This window comes from Hymenobacter cavernae (assembly GCF_014641455.1).
Taxonomy (GTDB): domain Bacteria; phylum Bacteroidota; class Bacteroidia; order Cytophagales; family Hymenobacteraceae; genus Hymenobacter; species Hymenobacter cavernae.
Genome location: NZ_BMHT01000008.1, coordinates 1 through 17141, shown reverse-complemented (window position 1 = coordinate 17141; position 17141 = coordinate 1). Strand labels below are relative to the sequence as shown.

General features: G+C 47.7%; 15 protein-coding genes and 1 tRNA gene. 10 read left to right on the top strand and 6 right to left on the bottom strand.

Features of this window, described 5'->3' with window-relative positions; all coding sequences use genetic code 11:
• Positions 1 to 11: 11 nt before the first annotated feature.
• Both rlmD and IEX74_RS19530 read right to left on the bottom strand, forming a co-directional pair.
• The gene (gene rlmD / locus IEX74_RS19535; RefSeq protein WP_262892047.1) at positions 12 to 1421 is read right to left on the bottom strand and encodes a 23S rRNA (uracil(1939)-C(5))-methyltransferase RlmD; all 1410 of its coding nucleotides are present in this window, start codon (positions 1419 to 1421) and stop codon (positions 12 to 14) included.
• 151 nt (positions 1422 to 1572) lie between these two features.
• Positions 1573 to 4548, bottom strand: a complete 2976-nt coding sequence (locus tag IEX74_RS19530; protein WP_188815720.1) for a T9SS type B sorting domain-containing protein — start codon at positions 4546 to 4548, stop codon at positions 1573 to 1575.
• Between the two features lie 380 nt (positions 4549 to 4928).
• Between IEX74_RS19530 and IEX74_RS23290 the strand changes: the two genes are divergently transcribed.
• The 3 genes from IEX74_RS23290 (at position 4929) to IEX74_RS19525 (ending at position 6411) form a co-directional block, all read left to right on the top strand.
• Positions 4929 to 5072, top strand: coding sequence for a hypothetical protein (locus IEX74_RS23290; RefSeq protein ID WP_229755387.1), 144 nt, complete (start codon positions 4929 to 4931; stop codon positions 5070 to 5072).
• A 218-nt stretch (positions 5073 to 5290) separates the two neighbouring features.
• On the top strand, positions 5291 to 5404 hold the full coding sequence (locus IEX74_RS23545; RefSeq protein ID WP_373285590.1) for an aromatic-ring hydroxylase C-terminal domain-containing protein: 114 nt from the start codon (positions 5291 to 5293) through the stop codon (positions 5402 to 5404).
• A gap of 200 nt (positions 5405 to 5604) precedes the next feature.
• Positions 5605 to 6411, top strand: coding sequence for an SDR family oxidoreductase (locus IEX74_RS19525; RefSeq protein WP_188815719.1), 807 nt, complete (start codon positions 5605 to 5607; stop codon positions 6409 to 6411).
• Positions 6412 to 6591: 180 nt separating this feature from the next.
• Here IEX74_RS19525 and IEX74_RS19520 read toward each other — a convergent pair whose 3' ends face one another.
• Positions 6592 to 7203, bottom strand: a complete 612-nt coding sequence (locus tag IEX74_RS19520; protein ID WP_188815718.1) for a hypothetical protein — start codon at positions 7201 to 7203, stop codon at positions 6592 to 6594.
• A 181-nt stretch (positions 7204 to 7384) separates the two neighbouring features.
• On the opposite strand from IEX74_RS19520, the gene IEX74_RS19515 reads away from it, so the two are divergent.
• Positions 7385 to 7460: transfer RNA gene (locus IEX74_RS19515), tRNA-Lys, on the top strand.
• A gap of 1140 nt (positions 7461 to 8600) precedes the next feature.
• On the opposite strand, the gene IEX74_RS19505 is transcribed toward IEX74_RS19515, so the two are convergent.
• Positions 8601 to 8885 (bottom strand): hypothetical protein, encoded by a 285-nt coding sequence (locus tag IEX74_RS19505; RefSeq protein ID WP_188815716.1) that lies wholly within the window; start codon positions 8883 to 8885, stop codon positions 8601 to 8603.
• 366 nt (positions 8886 to 9251) lie between these two features.
• On the opposite strand from IEX74_RS19505, the gene IEX74_RS19500 reads away from it, so the two are divergent.
• Entirely contained in the window at positions 9252 to 10235 is a 984-nt protein-coding gene (locus tag IEX74_RS19500; protein WP_188815715.1) for a replication initiation protein, read from the top strand.
• A gap of 1 nt (position 10236) precedes the next feature.
• Here IEX74_RS19500 and IEX74_RS19495 read toward each other — a convergent pair whose 3' ends face one another.
• Both IEX74_RS19495 and IEX74_RS19490 read right to left on the bottom strand, forming a co-directional pair.
• Positions 10237 to 12873 (bottom strand): KAP family P-loop NTPase fold protein, encoded by a 2637-nt coding sequence (locus IEX74_RS19495; protein WP_188815714.1) that lies wholly within the window; start codon positions 12871 to 12873, stop codon positions 10237 to 10239.
• Positions 12874 to 12915: 42 nt separating this feature from the next.
• The gene (locus IEX74_RS19490) at positions 12916 to 13170 is read right to left on the bottom strand and encodes a hypothetical protein (RefSeq protein ID WP_188815713.1); all 255 of its coding nucleotides are present in this window, start codon (positions 13168 to 13170) and stop codon (positions 12916 to 12918) included.
• Positions 13171 to 13249: 79 nt separating this feature from the next.
• Between IEX74_RS19490 and IEX74_RS19485 the strand changes: the two genes are divergently transcribed.
• From IEX74_RS19485 to IEX74_RS19465, 5 genes are all read left to right on the top strand, one after another.
• Positions 13250 to 14293 carry an AlbA family DNA-binding domain-containing protein gene (locus IEX74_RS19485; protein ID WP_188815712.1) on the top strand — a complete coding sequence of 348 codons (1044 nt, stop codon included), beginning with the start codon at positions 13250 to 13252 and terminating at the stop codon, positions 14291 to 14293.
• A 19-nt stretch (positions 14294 to 14312) separates the two neighbouring features.
• Entirely contained in the window at positions 14313 to 14615 is a 303-nt protein-coding gene (locus tag IEX74_RS19480) for a hypothetical protein (protein ID WP_188815711.1), read from the top strand.
• A gap of 156 nt (positions 14616 to 14771) precedes the next feature.
• A complete protein-coding gene (locus IEX74_RS19475; protein WP_188815914.1) occupies positions 14772 to 15248 on the top strand; it encodes an NUMOD4 domain-containing protein in 477 nt (158 codons plus the stop codon).
• Between the two features lie 188 nt (positions 15249 to 15436).
• The gene (locus IEX74_RS19470) at positions 15437 to 15628 is read left to right on the top strand and encodes a hypothetical protein (RefSeq protein WP_188815710.1); all 192 of its coding nucleotides are present in this window, start codon (positions 15437 to 15439) and stop codon (positions 15626 to 15628) included.
• Positions 15629 to 15686: 58 nt separating this feature from the next.
• Positions 15687 to 17141: BT4734/BF3469 family protein (locus IEX74_RS19465; RefSeq protein ID WP_188815709.1), on the top strand; the 1455-nt coding region annotated here is incomplete at its 3' end.

Here is a 17141-nt window from a genome sequence, read left to right as displayed (position 1 = left end):
CTCTCGTTTAATTACCGCAACTCCAGCAACACCACATTCTCCACATGGTGCGTATGCGGGAACATATCCACCGGTTGCACGCGCGTCACTTTATACGCTTCGTCCAGCAACTCTAGGTCGCGGGCTTGGGTGGCGGGGTTGCAGCTCACGTACACGATGCGCGGGGCGCGCATTTCGAGCAGGCGTTGCACTACATCGGGGTGCATGCCGGCGCGGGGTGGATCGGTGATGACGACATCGGGGCGGCCGTGCTCGGCGATGAACTCGGCCGACAGCACGTCCTTCATGTCGCCGGCGTGAAATTCGGTGTTCGTGATGTTGTTGATTCCGGAATTGATGCGGGCATCGGCGACGGCTTGCTCCACGTACTCCACGCCCACTACGTGCCTAGCTTGGCGAGCCACGAAGTTGGCGATGGTGCCGGCGCCGGTGTAGAGGTCGTACACCAGCTCATTGCCGGTCAGGCCGGCAAAGTCGCGGGCGATTTTGTAGAGACCGTAGGCACCTTCCGAGTTGGTCTGGTAGAACGACTTCGGCCCGACGCGGAAGCGCAGCCCCTCCATTTCCTCGTGGATGTACGGCTCGCCTTTGTAGCACACCACCTCCAGGTCGTGGAAGGTTTCGTTGCCCTTGTCGTTGAGCACGTAGTTCAGCGAGGTGATCTGCGGAAACTTCTCGTAGACATAATCGAGCAGCGGCTCAATGGCCTGGTGCTGGCGGTAGCATTGCAAAATCACCATCAGGTCGCCGGTGTTGGCGGTGCGGATGATGAGGTTGCGCAGCAAACCCGTTTGCTTCACCAGGTTGCCGAAGCGCAGCATATGCTCGCGGGCGTACTCGCGGATAGCGAGGCGAATACCATTGCTAGGTTCCGGCTGCAACCAGCAGTGTTCAATATCAATAATCTTATCGAAGCGCGAAGGCGTGTGGAAACCTAGCACGCGCCGGTCGTACTCCTGCGTCTCATCCTGAATCTGCTCGGCGGTCAGCCAACCCATGAAGCTGAACGTGTATTCGAGCTTGTTGCGGTAGTACTGCAAGGCCGGCGAATGCTGAATCGGCAGCACCGTCGGAATCTCCACTTTGCCAATGCGCTGCAAGGTGTCTTCCACCTGTTGCTGCTTGTATTTCAACTGCGTATCGTAGCCGATGTGCTGCCACTTGCAGCCGCCGCACACACCGAAGTGCTGGCAAAAAGGCTCCACGCGCAGATCGGAATACTTATGAAAGTGCGTCGGAACGGCTTCCAGGAAGCTCTTCTTGGATTTGGTAATACGCAGGTCGACCACGTCGCCGGGCGCAACGCCCGTGACAAAGATGACCATATTGTTGTGGCGCACGAGGCATTTGCCTTCGGCCACCATGTCGGTTATTTCGACTTCGCGGAGTGCCTCCGCCGGGATTTTTGCTGCTTTGCTCACGAGGACAAAGGTAAAACGATTTGCCTCACCCTAGGTCTGCTTCCAGCCAACCTTGGCTAAACGACCTCTGCGAACCTCTGCGTGTACACTGCGGCCTCTGCGGGCAATGATGCCTGCGTCATAAAGGAGTAACGTCAGTAAAAGCTAGGTTTTACTTCACAATCTCAAACCAGCCTTTCTTCTTCGTGCCATCGGCCAGCTTGAAAACGTAGTAGTACACGCCTGCCGTAGCGCCTTCGCCGCCCCAGGTGTTGCGGTAGTTGGCGGTCGTATAAATCTCTTTACCCCAGCGGTTAAAGATGCTGAACGTGTGGCCGGGGTAGAGCTGCACGTTGTCGATGTACACCACGTCGTTGCGCCCGTCGCCGTTGGGCGTGATGATGTTGTAGAACGCCAGCGGGTTTGCAAAATTCACGCACACTTCATTGGAAAACGACTCCAGATCGGAAGGCAGCGCCTGCGCCCGCACGCGGAAGCACTGGTTGAAACCTAGGCTGCCCGTGGTAAGCTCAACCGTGTACTGCGCGGCGCCGGTGGTCGGCACGATTTGCACCAGCTCCTCGGGGCCGCCATCGACGCGGCGGAAGATGGCGTACTGCGCGATGTTCAGACCTAGGTAGCGGTTCCAGCGCAACGTCACGCGGCCTTCGTCGCGGCCGCCCTGGCTCTGGGTGGCCACGGCTTCCAGGCGCACGGTGGTGTGTTCGGTGCTGCTGAGCACGGTGCCGCAGGCGTTGGTGAGCTGCAACTGATACTGGTAGGCGCGCGCATCGGTATCGAGGCTGGCATCGGTGAAGGTGGCGGCGTTGTTAGCGACGTTGCCTACAGTCGTGTAGGCGCCCATGCTGCCCGCCTCGCGCCGTAGCACGGTGATGCGGCTGCCGGGCGGGGGAGTGCCAACGGTGTTCAGCGTCAAGCTGATCCGGGCGTCGCTCTGGGCATCTACGGAAGCCAGGCGGAGGCTCACGCGCCCGTCGTCGAGGCTGACAGCCAGCGTATTTGGAGCGCCGCTGCAATTGGTGGTGGAGGTTTCTATCACGCTCACGGAGCGAGCCTCCGCATCGGCTGCGAAGTCGACCACGATGCTGCTGGTGCCCTGCCCGCTCACGAGCGTGCCGCCGATTATGGCCCATTGAAAAGTAGAGCCTGCGAGTCCCGTTGCGGAGTAGCGTATGCCGGTAAGTTGTTCCGGACATACGCTCCGCGGCCCGGTGATGCTGGCGGTCGGCGCCGAGTTTACCCTGACTTGCACCGTGCTGGTGGCCGCGCACCCTTCCGCCGTGGTAGCTGTCAGCGTATAAGTCAGCGTGATGGGGCTGGCAGTTGTGTTAACAGCCGTGAAAATTGGTTGGGCGCTGGTGGCGCTGCTCAGGTTGGTGGCCGGACTCCACTGGTAGCTCAGACCTGGTTGAGCCGGCGTACCTAGCCTTACCTGCGCGGTGGGGCATACCGTGGCGTCGGGGCCAGCGTCGACCAGCACCGGTGGCCGGATTTCTACCATGCGCGAAGCCGAGTCGGAAAGACAGGCTGGCTCCACGATTTTCTGAACGGTCAGGCGGCCGGTGCCAACGGTGTTCCAGCGGACCTGCACCGTCGCGCCCGTAGTAGCGCCCTGAATAGCTCCGCCGTATACTTTCCATTGGTAGGCGCTGGCGGCAGTGCCTCCCGCGGTGTAGGCGTACGTCGAACCTAGGTCGCAAACCACCGCACTGCCCGTAATATTGATAGGCGGCGTGGCTTTAATAACGGTAATCTGAAATACTTCCGCTACGCTTTTAGCGCCGCAAGCGGCGTCGGTGGTCGTTACGACGACATCGTAGGGTGTCGGGCGGGCATCGCCGCAACGAGTGTTAAATACAAATTCTCCCCCCACGTTGCCACCAGTGCCCCTTATAGTTACCGAACCCGCGATACTGGTAGGCGGCAACAAGCCCGGCAGCCCGGCAAATTCGGCATTATGGCCATCGAAGCCATCGAGCAGCACGCTGGTGGCGCGCATCGTGAGCGGGTCGCCGTCGGCATCGGAGGCAGCCACGTTGAAGCTCAGCGACTGGCCTTCTTCTACGGTGAAGGAGCGCGTGTTGAGCGTAGCCGCCGTAAACTGCGGTTTCTGGTTGGTGGGGCAGCGCTGCACCACCAGCTGCACCTCGCGGCGCGTGGAGCCCAGCAGCACTTCGGCCCCGTTGATGGAGCGGTACTCCTGCACTTCTACTGCCACAACGTAGCGTCCACTCTGGGCTGCACTATAGCGACTCAGGCCGGTGCGGGCATTCAGCTCAATGTAGTTGCCCGCGCCTGTTCCGAAGGGGGCCGCGGCACTGTAGCCATCGGCGTAGGTCACGGCGGCAGGTGGGGGCGTGAAGGTGGCCGGCGCATTCATGGGGCCGTTGTAGGGCGTGCTGAAGGCATAAACCAGCCGGTCGCCGTCAGGGTCCACGGCGTTGTTCAGCACAAGGCTGGTATCGCCCTGACAAATCACCACGACGGCCGTATCCGAAAAGCTAGGGGAGGAGTTGAACAGCCGCGGCGGCGTTATCTCCACGTAAAGGGTTTGGTTTTGCTGCGTAGGGTTGCGCAGATTGGTGACGTCCATGCTGCGCGTGCCGTCGCTGTACACGGCATAGTAGCCCAGCGCAGATTCGGGCAGGTCTACCACGGCCTCGTAGCGGCACAGGCGCACCCTAGGCGGCGTGCCACCCGGCGCGGTGCACGCGCTGAGCTGGGTGGGAGTGATGATCGGATTGGCCACGCGCGGCAGCCGGAAAGTTCCGTTCGGCTGCGGCTCGTTCAGCGTCACGACCGGCCCGCAGCTAATCTGGAGGGAAATAAAAGTCTGGGTGCCCTGCCTACTGTCGATTAGGTTGCCAGTTGCCTTGTTGTAGATGCTGACAAAAACATTGCTTCGACCATCGGGGTAGTTCGACACATTCGTGCCGGGCGTACACTCCGAGTTGTTGTAAATCAGGGCCGTAATGCGGTACTGGTGCAGCGCGCTATTAGTCGGGCTTACACCTAAGTATTGGTAGCTCAACTCGCCCCCGACCAGGTGGGAGGCTACAGTCGGCACCACACGCACCACCAACAAGACCAACCAAGCCAGCAAACTACGGAGTAAAGGTTTTGGCATATAAAACGTTGATGAGAAGCGAGAGGAGAAGATATAGACGCAGTTCGTGCGTAGCTAAGAAAATAGAAAATCAGCTGCGTACAGCGTATGTCGCACCCCGAAGTCATGCGCGGGTACGTCAATTGCCAGGTAGCTAGCTTTGTCGTTGTAGTAATGCTGCCGCTGCTCGCCAGCTCGAACGACCCGTTAAACAACCAAAGCGCGCTGCCCAGAAGCTGCCACCAATGTGCCGAAAGATCAGTTAAATGTACTGACTTAATTGTACAATTGAAGCTGTGTATAATCCAGTAACACGGCTACGTCACCGAAAAAAGCTGCCACTTGGCGCCTTAAAAGCCGCTGCTTTCTCCAACCTCACTCCAACCGGCATGTACCTTTAATTGCAGCCCGGTTACCTGATCCTACAGGATTTTGACGGTGGGGCATTTTATAGCACGCAGAAGCTCATCACGCGTGAGCACATCATCATCCGCGACCTAATGAATACGCACGACGGAGCCACCTATTTTGCCGGGAGGGTATGAGGTGTTAATACACAGTACCATCTTGGTGGCGACCATCCTTTAATATGACACAGCGTTCCTGACTTTGAGCTGGAAGGCGGGACGACGATTGGCGGACTCATGCACGATGGCCAAGGCATACTGCTTGACTTTGAGGGAGATTCTGCCCTGCAAGCGTTGACGGGTGACTACGACAACCAAATAAAGTATGTGTCGGAGGGGCAAAAGAACAACTCGGCTTGCACGCGGTGCTGATCCGCCCGGATGGAATTGTCGCCTGGGCTTCTGACAGCGACCTAGGTTGTGGCGAAATCCAAAAGGCTGCCGCTCGCTGGTTTGTATTTCAGGAATAAGGCAATAAAAAGCGGCAGTTTTTACCGACAAGCCGCGCCTGATTTGACTGTTGCAATCTGTACCGGTGCGGGCAAACCCTGAAAGGCTAGTCCCGCCACGATCTACGCCCAAACTTCTACCGTCAATTTCGAACCTATTTGCTGCCCGAACCCCGTTTAGACTGCCTAGCTTTGGGGAGTAGTACAAAGAATTAACCCGTATGAAAGGAAAAGTAGTTTTAATAACCGGCGGTACTTCCGGCATCGGGCGTGCCAGTGCGGTGGCATTTGGGCAGGCCGGCGCCAAGGTGGTTGTCACCGGGCGCGATGCGGCACGTCTGGGCGAGACAGCCCGGCAACTCACCGACCTAGGTATTCAGCACCATACCGTGCGCGCCGACGTGGGCACCATTGCCGACTCAGAGCAAGCTGTGAATGAGACAATTGCCGCGTTCGGGCGCTTAGATATATTGATTAATAACGCGGGCATTTCCATGCGCGCCCTGTTTCAGGATGCCGAACTCGACGTAATCCAGCGCCTGATGCAGACTAACTTCTTCGGCACCGTGTACACCACCAAGTTTGCGCTGCCCCACATTCAAGCCAGCAAAGGCTCTATTGTGGGCATCTCCAGTATTGCCGGCTACCGCGGGCTGCCGGGGCGTACGGGCTACTCCGCTTCCAAATTCGCCATGAACGGCTTCCTGGAAGCCCTCCGGACGGAGTTGTTGCCGCAGGGGGTACATGTGCTGGTGGCCTGTCCCGGCTTCACCGCCTCCAACATTCGCCAGACGGCCCTGGCCGCCGACGGCTCCGCGCAGGGCGAATCGCCGCGCGACGAAGCTCAGATGATGAGCAGCGAAGAGGTGGCGCAGCACCTGGTCAGTGCCGTGCGCCAACGCCGCCGCGACCTGGTGCTTACCAGCCAGGGTAAGCTCACGGTCTTTCTGAACAAGCTGCTGCCAGGCCTCACGGATAAGTTGGTGCTCAATCACTTCCGTAAAGAAGAAACGGATTTCAAGGTATAAGTCTCCACCAGTAAAGCACAGTGCCCGGCAGCCGATAAGTTACAAACCTAGCTTATCGGCTGCCGGGCACTGTGCTTTACCGATGAAGCTATTGATTAAGCTCCAACCGGGCGCCGGCTACTGCCACTATAGTGCCCCGTCGGAGCTAGGTCCGCCTACTTCGCAACTTGCGCTAACTACTCACTTGATTAGCAGCAAGTCAGCACGGCGGATGTACGCCGTATGGCCCCGCCACAGCACGCGGTACCAGATATCCTGCTGGCCACGTACCACAAACCGGTCGCCAGCCGCCGCCGTCGTGAGCCAGGAAGAGCCCGCACCCGGCCCAGCCATTAGGGCGGCGTGCGGATTGGCCACTATCCCCGCCTGCACCGGACCCAGCACGTTCAGGAACGCAGCGACCAAACCTAGGTAAGCCGCGTAGCCGAGCCACCAGCCCCGCGCCACGGAGCGCCGTCGTGCTAGCAGGAGGGTTCCGCCGGCCACCGCCACAATGAGCAGCAGTTGCAGGACACGGTAGTAGTACCGGCGAAAGGTGATGATCAGACTTTGGCGCCACGAATCGGGGTAGCCGGTGGCGCGTTGGTTTTGGGCTAGCTCCACTATTTTGTGCCAAGTAGCATGGCGCGGCTGACGAGTCTGGGCCAGGTTCAGGTAGTAGAGCGCCGCCGTATAATGCCCTAGACCTTCCTGCACGTAAGCCATGCGCAACAGAAGCTGAGGTGATGCTTGGCGCTCCTGCCGCAGGATTCGGCGATACAACGGGTACGCCTGCTCCTGTTTGCCTGCCAAAAACAAAGAATCTGCTTTGTAAAGCGTTTTACTAACTTTTTGAGCCAGAATGGTTTGCCAAAAAAGTGTGAAAAACAGTAAAAAAAACCTCGTTTTTTTCTTCAAGATGTTTGGTGGTTAAATGATGACCCCCTACTTTTGTGCCCACAATAAAGGAACACAATTCCACAACAAAATAAACGATTCTGTAGCTCAGCTGGTAGAGCAATACACTTTTAATGTATGGGTCCTGGGTTCGAATCCCAGCGGAATCACCATAAGCCTCTCAGGAATGAGAGGCTTTTTTGTGCTTAAATAGTTCGTTTTCAGCACGTTATAAGGGTTTTTGAGTTCGGGTCTGGAAAAGTTACTCCTACAAATACCCCAGAATTCACTCCTACAAACCAGAAAATGTAGGAGTAACTTTGACTTTTGTAGGAGTAGATTTGAGGCCTATAGGAGTGAGCTTTAATGATTGGAAAGCTACTTGGAACCCTAGTAAACCATGTACCTTCAGGTTAAACGTTCGCCCGAGCGCCAAGGTGATTCCCTTTTGAGGTCCCTAAAGTGGCGTGGTAAGGCTCTAAAACGAAAAACCAGCGCTAAGGCTGGTTCTCGATGGTAGGCTAAATATCTAGTCCAGAAGGTTCACCACAATTCCAGCAGCACTAGTAAAGTAAGCCACGTACTCGTAGCTCTTATCACATAAGAATTTCACGTGCTCTACACTGTTGTTATACAGTTGCTCCAAAGCGTCCGCTAAGTCTATAGCGTCGTGATTCAGGTACTGAACTGCCTGAGGTGTGTTGGTGGTCAAACTTTTCAATTGCGCTGCAAACATTTCCGTGCTCATCATTTCTGTGTTAGTGGTAGAAGTTCGGTATGTTGCAAATGTAAGAATATTATCTTACGGCTGTCAAGTGAAATGTTTTGTCACCTTGTTAAACCGGTAGCCTTCTGCTTTTGCTTCTCTTTTCCTGTTTTTTCGTATTTGCTCACTTCTAAGTACGTCTGCAATAATTGAAAGCTGAATTGCTATTTCATGTAACATCTTATTATTTTCTTGTAGTTGTTTCGCTAGTTCTTCCATGTTGTTGCCTTGTATAGTAGTAAATACTCTATAAACGAAAAAAGCAGGAGTTACCCTGCTTTCATTTGTTATCTATGGTCAGGGCTGGTAAGCCTCGTCAATGGGTATTTGGTTGATTAGTGTGTTGTAACAAATATACTGTCATTGCTAACTCAGGAAAAACAAAAAAGGCCTACCATATGGTAGACCTCCTTGCAATACAGAACAGAACAGATAAAAATGAGTAACCTCAGAAGTAGCAGAGTAATAACTTCTGACCAAACATACACGCAAGTTATTTACCAGGAAAACAAAAAGCTCAACTAGTAGCTGAGCTTGCTTGGTAATACTACAATGGTACAGCTACTAGATTATAGGACATATTGTTTGTTGTGTCACCATCCTGGTGAATAACGTCAAATTTTCCCTCTATTAGCTCTTCACCTGAGTGCCATGCAGCCGCTACTAAATAATCCACTGGAAGGTCTAGATTCGCGTAAATAAACCCATCTGCACCTTTACGTAGTTCAGCTAATTGTTTCGTGTCCTGAAATCGAACATTACCAAAATTCGAGACCTCGAATCCAGGGTGAAATTTAGCTGGTAACCATTCTTCGAAAGGGTGAATATCCATAGTGTATTGCTTTACGCCGCTGATAAAGTAAAGATACGCCTTTCCTAATTATTTTCCCTTTTTAATTCAATTTAATAAAATCGAAATCCTTATTCGATTTTATTCCATGTATTCCTTTTATTCCCTATTCGAGGTAGGCTAACTCGTTGATTTTCAAATTGTCCGAAGAGTGTTCTTGTGCTATGGTACTGCCTCAGCTGGATTATAGTACTGGATTACTAGGTCTATGGTACATTCAGTTGCGATTCTTGTACTGATATACCAGGTATATGGTACTGTATCTGAGGTAAATTTTCTGATATATGTTGTTTGGTACTGCATTATTCTTAACTTTGCAGTACCATAAAGCATATAAGCAGTACAGAAATGAAAACTACAGCGACACTCAGCAACACTATTGTCCGAGAAAATCAGTCAGTTATGACGGTTACGGAGGCTAGATTATTCGCGGCGTGTCTTCGCACTGTGCGTCGAGCTGATAATGTACTTCAGGAGATACGCGTGAGGATGGTAGGGGATGTCATTACCAGCTACTCCGGCAAAGCGTATGCGCTGGTGCGCGAATCCATTGAGAACCTATTATCCAGAAAATATCAATGCCTTGGTGATACAAGCTTATTTGATACCCTAGGGATTGAAGAACAGACTGGGGATATCGTTGGTACATGGAACCCAGCAGCTGAATCGCACTTGATAGGATTTGAGGCTAACGGCGTCGGTTTTACACAAGTAGATTTTACTCGGGTTCGTTTCCGCAATCCTCATACTTACCGGCTTTTCTGGCTATTGAAGTCGTATCAATCACTCAACACGATTAAAGCATGGAAGGTCGAAGAACTCCGGATGGCTATCCTGAACGACTTGACCACTTACCCCAATTTGGCGGATTTTCGCCGTGCCTTGCTCGATAAGGTGTGTGCTGAGCTTGGTTATAGCTACGAAACCAAAAAGCGCGGGAAACGTGTCCTAGGTGTCATTTTCAAGGCGCTGCCGATACAGCCTGTGGAAGCCTCTGGTGAGGCGCTGGCTGATAAGAACCCTAAGCCCTCGCACCAAGTTCCTAAGACTAAGAGTGAGCCCGTAGAGGCTGTAAACCGTAACATTCTAGCGGATTGGAGTGGTGCTGAGGCTATACATGTAGCTCAGGGTTGTAAAGTCATGGAAAATCGTGGCGTAACGCTCCCTCAGCTTGTTAAAATCCTGTCTTGGTGCGGCGGGAAACGTTCAAGATTTGACAGTGTGATAAAAGCCCAACATCAAGCATGGGCTGAGCACCAAGGACAGCCTAAAGACAACTTAGCGGCTGCAATCGTAGGCCGAATCAAGAAGGAATGTCCAGGTATTTTTTAATTTAAGAGTTACTAGTGTCGTATGAGACTCTTTGAATAGGTATGTCTTTAAAATCGAATTCTACTGGGGTATATTGATTCTTTTTGAAGACCTCATAAAACCTAATGAATTCTGGTAAGTAATTCCAATTGGCAAATGTGCTCTTTTTTATAACGTTAACAAGAGTTTCGTAATTACCATAGTAATCCTTTGCATAAGGCCCAATTAAGAATTTATCACCATCTGTGCTCCAGCGGTATAAAATAGAGTGAATGAAGTCATCAAGTGCTCTCTCTACTGCAAAAAACAGGTAGATAGATTTTGCGTGAGATGATGGTCTTTCATATTTTCCATCTTTGTATGTTGCACAGTTAAGAAATAATGTTTGAGCAGTTTTGAATCTTGCATCAGATTGATTGCAGTATTTTTGTAAGTAATTAGTTGCAATATTGTTTATTTCTTCTGGGGATAGAGTAAAGGTGTGTTGGTATTCTTTGCTTATCTTTTTTATTATTGATGATTCAAAAATAAACGGCGATGAGGCATTGATGAATAATTCTCTAACAAATTCAATAAATTCATGCCTTTCTAATGGTATATTTTTCTCTTCATCCATATTAGAGCTGTGTGTTTCATAAATATTTATTAAATAAATAGTTTTTTCAGGATTAAAGCCTATCATTTCATCGCCATACTTGTTAAAGAAGCTTTTTTTAGGCTTTCTGCTGGCAAAATAAAAAATAGCTGTTGTTACTTTCTTGTAATCTCCTGGGTTGTCGAAAGCTGTAATATATTCAAAGCGCTCGGATAATTCATCTGTAAGCCCACTCTCTATCCATTTGTCAATATGATTATTGAAGATATCTTGGCTAGAGCTTCTTGCGCGAATGAAGCTTATTTCTGATAAGTTATTGTGTAGAAGCGCGTAGGAGAAATAAAGATTGAACTTACTCGGGTAAACTATAGATTGTTTTGTTCTTTCTATTCTATTAGAATCACTGAAAATAGCTGCAATAAGTTCTATTATCTTTGATACAGAATGTTTTTCAATCGCTAATATTTCAAGATTATCTTCAAGGTGTTCACTAAGTAAGTATTCATTATTATCATTGTTTTCTTTCTTTTTTAAAGTGTATTTCTGGTCTTCATTATTATAATATGGTCTCTGTAAAAATAATTCTCTTTGTTTGTATAGTAATTGATAAACTTCCGGATAATTGAGTCTTAGTATTTCTATTCTAGTGAAATCATGCACGTCTACCTCGCTTATTATTTGATTATTAGCCTCTCCAATAAGTTTGCTTAGATTTAAAGATATGCTATTCGATAATCTTGTTACATCTCGTAAGCTCGTTAGCCAAGATTTTATTAAAACAGGCTCTGTGTTAATCTCTGCTCCAAAAAATGCTTCTTTAAAGACCTTTTCAGATTCAGGAAATGCTATGATGAGTTGCGCTGTTAACTTGTTTATCAATATATCTTTGTTGTAGAATGGAAGGGTTACTTCTATTTGAAATATCTTATTGATGAATTGATTTGTATTATGTGTGTTATGTTTCTCAAGGGCTTTTGATACATAAGTCCTGTCGTACGCAACTATAAAAAATGTATTATAGAAGTTGGCGGTATTCCTTATAAGTCTCAAGACTTCCATAATCTCTTCCGAATCTAGCCTATCTAGGTCATCTATCGTAATAATAATTTTTTTGTTTATCTCTCTGAGTGTGTTATTGATATTTTTATGAATGCTATTAATAGATTCGTTATTAGCTACAGTAGAAGTTGCTTTCTTTATAAGGCTTGTTACTTTGTTTTCGTGAATATTAACTAGTTTGTTGGAGTATTTTGTTAGTAAGTATGGTATTGATTGGTGATGCTCTGCCAATGCTTCCTGCATTGTGTCGAAGAAATCTTTAATGAGGTCTTTGGGCGTATTGCTATTCCAAGGAGAGACTTCAATGTGTATTGTGTCTTTTTTGTTAATGTCACAAATAATTAGATTTATAAATGATGTTTTCCCAGTTCCCCAGGGTCCATTGATGCCAATAGCAAATGCTGTATCAAATCTGTTGTTATTGATTGATGCTGCTAATGTAGAGGCATAACCGTTATAGCTTAATTCATCAGCATGTTCGTCTGTACCTGTGATTGGTTCATCGTTGGTTATAATAGGGAATAATATTTTTCCTGAATTTTCAACCGATTTCTTCTCTAGGTTTCTGGCCTGCGTATTTTTTAATAAGTAGACGGATATTGCAGCAACACAGTAGATAAACAATAGTATAACAGGGATATCTAAGTACTTGAGCTTATCGTATAGCTTGAATCCTGTGAAAACCCAGGTGTTTGTGAAAACTCTTAAGTATACATGGAAGCTTGTTATTAGTAATGTTATTAGGCTAAGCGATAGAAGCAGGTATCCATTGAGCTTCTTTCTTAGCACTATAGATGCAATAGCAATGAATGATAGCGCTATTAAAGTTACAAGAACGTCATGAGGGGCATTACCTGCTACCTTTGACAGGTAAGGTTTTGCTACGTTGTCATAAAGAGTAGCTTCTAAACCTTTTACAATAGAGCTAAGAAATAATAGTGCAAACAGAAGAGCTATTATTGGCAATAGTATCTTGGTTCTGTATAGAAACTTGATAGTATTCATGAATTATTATCGCGGTTAGTTGAGGATTTCTTCGTTTCTACTTTATAAATCTGTGAGCTTGATGTAACAAGCATAATCTTCCAAGCACTCCGTACTAGTGAGGGTCCTGGTATACTCCTGCATCTTGTTCTCCAAGTGGTCATAGAACAGCTCCACGAAGTAGCCTCCTGACATGTGATACAGGCCAACTGTGTCTTCTTCCTCGTAGCGAGTAGCTAGGTAGATTCCTCCATCCCAGACCAGAACTACTTGCTCCTGGAAGCTAAGAGTGCGAAAAGTGTAATGAGAGGCAATCATATGTGCTAAAAATACTAAGAATATTGCTAACTTTATTAGAGTTCTATTATTGACTAAGCTAAACCGTTACACTTCTTATATGGAGTACTCTCAAATCTACTTTGGTAAGCCCCTAGGGCAACTAACCTATCCTGATTTAGAAGCATTTTTCTCGGTAGAACGAGAAGAATCAGACCAACTGGAGTTCAAGTCATGTAATCCCAATGGTAAGCTGGATGATAAGATAGAGGGGGTGACCCAAGGTATCTGTGCTTTTCTCAACTCCAGTGGTGGGCTACTTATCTGGGGAGCACCCGAAGGAAAGAAGGTAGATGGTAAGAAAGAGAAGGTGTTTGTTGGGGACTTGACCAGGGTCCCTCTTACCGTCGAAAAGGATTGGCTGATTAGTAAGATTTCTGATAAGATAATACCCTTGCCGATTGGTATCCGTGCTCAGTTAATCAGAAAGGATGATTATCAAGTGTGTGTATTTGAAATCGATGAGAGTCCTTATGCTCCTCACCAAACAGATAATATCTACTATATGAGGATTGATGGGCAAAAGAAGCCAGCTCCTCACCACTACATAGAAGCTTTATTTAAGAAGGTTACATATCCTCGGTTAGAGGCATACATTATTCCAGAAGATATGGATACTATTGAGAAGGGTTGCTACTTAGAACTAGAGTTCTTCTTCTTTAATTTTTCGCCTTTTATTAATGAAGAAGGATTCTATTATAAAATACAAATACTTGGTGGTGTATTTGCCGATTACAATCCTCATCAAGTTGTTCATCCTAAGTATACTTTACAGGGCTCCCAGTATACTTACAGGAACGAAGGGAAAATTCTGTACAACGGAGAACCTATTAGTATTGATAAAAAAATCAATTTTACCAGTAGTCAAAGGCATGTTTTGAAGGATAAAAATACAGGTGAAATCTTGGTCTTCTTTGGTGGTAAGACGTCTCCTATCAAAGTGAGTCGTTACAAAATAGATTTGTCAGGAGACCTAGATAATGTAAGAGAAAGGGTTTCAATAGTCTACGAGAATAAATTGATTTCTGAAATACAGACTGAGATTAATGATTCCGAAAACGACATGTTGGAAAAATTTGGTATATTGAGAAAAAAAGTACACTAATAACCAAGGTAGAAAGAAAATGACTATTAAATTAGAAGATGGTTCATACGTGTCTATGGACAATATCGAGGACATCAGGTATACTCATTATGAAGATGAGGAAAATTTATTGGTAATAGAAAATGGCAATGAGGTCTACAGAAAGTTTTCACCATATCGTATCATGCTGGTAGTTCTGCAAAACGGTAAAAAGTATGTGGTTACTAGCATCTATAGTCCAGAACGGAAAGAAGTTGTTACTGTCGTAAAAGATTTCAACGGTGAAATTACGGGTGCGAGGATGCAAATAGATGAGTTTGAAAAGCTTTTCGCTAACAACTAAAATCTACTTAGCAAGGGCCGTAAGATGAAATTTAACCTCTATGCTCCTGTATAGAGGTTTTTTGTTGCCTGCGCTAGTCCAGGTTGAACGCTCTCCGCATGGGTATACAATCCTTCTGGCGTCTGTCATCTATGCTTGCAGGGCGTATTTACACGCATGGAAGAAGTTGAAATCTGGAAGTCAATTCCTGACTGGGAGCATTACGAGGTCAGCTCGTTGGGCCGCGTGCGCAAAGGTGACTTTATGCCTCGACTGCGAAACACACCATATGGCGTATCTGTGTTCTTAAACAACTGGAGTGTTATGAGAAGTGCATATGTACATAACCTCGCTGCTGAGGCATTTTGGGGTAAAAAGAAGGCCTACCACGCTGACGGCAACAAGGAAAATAATAGGCTGGATAACTTAGTAGATAAGCGTCCTGCTAGTTATGTGAAGCCTATACGGGTGAAGCCTGCGCCGCCAGAACGTGTGAGTAAAGGTGTTCTGGAGCTGATTAAAAAGCCTGGGGTCAGCTGGGATGAAATCGCTGTGGCATTAGGCTTCCAGATGACCAGCAAGGCACAAGTACTAGCACATATCAAGAATAGTATCCTGAACGCGTCGGATGCTGAGAAGTATGGTAGCCAGTAGGCACATTGTAAGACGAAATTCAACCTCTACACCATGACGTAGAGGTTTTTTAATGCCTATTATGTAAAATTTAGTCTCTGATTATTAATGAGTTATAATTATGCTATGTGTTTTTTACTTTCTTAGTATACATAAAAGACAAGATGTTTGTCTGCCACCACTATTTAATGGTGTACACAAAGACAAACATGAAACAAGAAGTAGAAAAGCAAAAAGTAGAAAAGGACCTGAGAACTGAACGGATTACGTTCAGGCTGGTACCAGCTTGGAAGACGCTGGTAGAATCAGAAGCCAAACGTCGAGAAATAACAGTGACTGAGCTACTCGAAGAAGCTTTAGTTAAGCACCTAAGTCCTAGTGCTGGTAGAAATAGAGTATAAGGTAATTACCTACACTTAGCAGATAACAAATAATAGAATACAGAACATGTTTAACTAAATGTTAACCACACAACAATTTGACGAACTAAAAAACACCATTAATGACGCTCTACAGCCACAATTCAACTATTACGAGTCGCTGAGAGGAAACCAACCTAATGAGCAGCTATTAACGCTCAGCAGAGTTGCAGAAATAATAAAGAGTGGTACGTTCATCCAACAGGATGATATCACCAACCAAATACAGCAATACAGAGCTACTGGCAACAAAGAGGAAAAAGAGAAGCTGCCTGTCGTGGCCTTCGCTGGTCAGTTTCAAGGTGTAAGAAGTGATGCTAGCCTGAAGGTAGACACATATACAGGTTACCTCTGCTTGGATTACGACCATCTTGAAGATGTCCAGGTTACCAAGCAGAGACTGCTGGAAAGCAAGTTTGGACGCTACGTCAAGCTAGCCTTTGTCTCGCCCACGGGCGACGGTCTGAAGGTAGTTTTTGAAGTTGATTGTAAGTCAGACGAGCATAAGGCTTGCTGGAAGAAATTGGCTGAACTAGTCGGGAAAGAGCTTCCTGAACTTGGTACTGCGCTGGATACCCAGACCGCAAATGTGTCTAGAGGCTGCTTTCTAAGTGCAGATACTAATGTGTACTACAATCCAGATGCTGATGTGTACCGTCGTACTAGTGTAGATATCTGGCTAGGGCTGGGTTCACATACTCCTAGTTCAGATTGGAAGGCAGAATACATTAAGCAAGAAAAGGAGAGGTTACCTAGTGTTCGTGTTCACCAAACGGATGGAAATGACCAAGACCAGGATGATGATGACAACGGTTTACTAGTAGTAAAGACCATCCTGGAAGCTTGCCAGCAACAGAGTAGGAGCATTACCAGCAGCTACAATGATTGGTTTGCTGTCGCAAATGTGGTGAAAGGAGTGGTAGGTGATAACCAGTATGCTCTGTCCATCTTCGACCAATTCAGTAGACTAGATGGTAGTGGTTATAATCCAGATGGCGTCCGGAAGCTCTTTAGAAACATCCAGCAGGATAGAATACAACATGGTGTTGGTACGCTGGTACTCCTGGCTCGTGAAGCTGGAGTAGATTTAAAGCTACCTAGCCTTGTAGGTACTAAGAAGACCAGGAGCCAAGCAGCAAAGCCAACTGATAGTAAGAAGGTGACGCAAGCTGATATTCGAGATACTGTAAGTCAGCTGTACGATATCTATTATGACAAAGCAGCAGGTAACTACTACTACGCTCAGGCAGGTGAGAAGAATCCTTTTAACTGGCAGTTGTTTACTGCCAAGTCCACTTTTTTGAATGAGTTGCTAGGAGAGTTGGAAGAGTACAACGTCGTAATTCAGAAACGCAAGCTGGAAGAGACGTTGTTCAACCAGAATACGTATCTGAGGTGGTCGAGTAAAAACAGACAGTGGCAAGTCTTATCTTCCACTGCCCATGCCCGACAAAATCATTCCAAGCGGCTCGCCGCTGACCCGCAAAAAATACAC